Consider the following 1,781-nt stretch of genomic DNA (forward strand, 5'->3'; position numbering starts at 1 on the left):
GTTATTTTAAATAGTTTTATTGTTAATTTTAAATATATCAATTATTTCAACGTCAATCTTTGATATCTAAACAAGTGATCAAGAGCCATTTAAAACTTTCTTATATATAAGTTTTAAATCATTCACTTCATTATTTTATTTATTTTTTAATTTTTCATAATTAAAAAATAATCATTTAAATTATGGAGAGTTTGATCCTGGCTCAGAGTGAACGCTGGCGGCGTGCCTAACACATGCAAGTCGAACGATGAAGTCTAGCTTGCTAGACGGATTAGTGGCGCACGGGTGAGTAATGTATAGCTAACTTGCCCCTTACAAGAGGACAACACTTAGAAATGAGTGCTAATACTCTATACTCCGCTCTAACATAAGTTAGGGTGGGAAAGTTTTTCGGTAAGGGATAGGGCTATATTGTATCAGCTAGTTGGTAAGGTAATGGCTTACCAAGGCTATGACGCATATCTGGTCTTAGAGGATGATCAGACACACTGGAACTGAGACACGGTCCAGACTCCTACGGGAGGCAGCAGTGGGGAATATTGCTCAATGGGGGAAACCCTGAAGCAGCAACGCCGCGTGGAGGATGACACTTTTCGGAGCGTAAACTCCTTTTTTACAAGAAGAATACTGACTGTATTGTAAGAATAAGCACCGGCTAACTCCGTGCCAGCAGCCGCGGTAATACGGAGGGTGCAAGCGTTACTCGGAATCACTGGGCGTAAAGGGCGCGTAGGCGGAGTAGTAAGTTGGATGTGAAATCTAATGGCTTAACCATTAAACTGCATTCAAAACTGCTATTCTAGAGTAAGGGAGAGGCAGATGGAATTAGTAGTGTAGGGGTAAAATCCGTAGATATTACTAAGAATGCCAATTGCGAAAGCGATCTGCTAGAACTTAACTGACGCTAAGGCGCGAAAGCGTGGGGAGCAAACAGGATTAGATACCCTGGTAGTCCACGCCCTAAACGATGTATGCTAGTTGTTGGAATGCTAGTCATTTCAGTAATGCACCTAACGGATTAAGCATACCGCCTGGGGAGTACGGTCGCAAGATTAAAACTCAAAGGAATAGACGGGGACCCGCACAAGCGGTGGAGCATGTGGTTTAATTCGAAGATACGCGAAGAACCTTACCTGGGCTTGATATCCTAAGAACCTTGTAGAGATACGAGGGTGCTAGCTTGCTAGAACTTAGAGACAGGTGCTGCACGGCTGTCGTCAGCTCGTGTCGTGAGATGTTGGGTTAAGTCCCGCAACGAGCGCAACCCACGTATTTAGTTGCTAACAGTTCGGCTGAGCACTCTAAATAGACTGCCTTCGCAAGGAGGAGGAAGGTGTGGACGACGTCAAGTCATCATGGCCCTTATGCCCAGGGCTACACACGTGCTACAATGGCATATACAATGAGAAGCAATACCGCGAGGTGGAGCAAATCTATAAAATATGTCTTAGTTCGGATTGTTCTCTGCAACTCGAGAGCATGAAGCCGGAATCGCTAGTAATCGTAAATCAGCTATGTTACGGTGAATACGTTCCCGGGTCTTGTACTCACCGCCCGTCACACCATGGGAGTTGATTGTGCTTTAAGTCGGAATACTAAACTAGTTACCGCCCACAGCAAAATCAGCGACTGGGGTGAAGTCGTAACAAGGTAACCGTAGGAGAACCTGCGGTTGGATCACCTCCTTTCTAGAGTACATACTCTTTAACTCACACTAAAGAGTAATAATAAATATTTCAAGAGCTCTTGAGAGCTTGTTTGGATATCAAAGGTTGAAATGA

The 1,781-nt window shown here is 43.9% G+C and carries 1 rRNA gene; it reads left to right on the forward strand.

From position 1 onward, the window contains the following. The first annotated feature begins 179 nt into the window (after positions 1-179). A 16S ribosomal RNA gene (locus AVBRAN12640_RS09790) occupies positions 180-1,688 on the forward strand. The last annotated feature ends 93 nt before the right edge of the window (positions 1,689-1,781 follow it).

It is taken from the genome of Campylobacter sp. RM12640, from assembly GCF_020137595.1.
Lineage (GTDB): Bacteria > Campylobacterota > Campylobacteria > Campylobacterales > Campylobacteraceae > Campylobacter_E.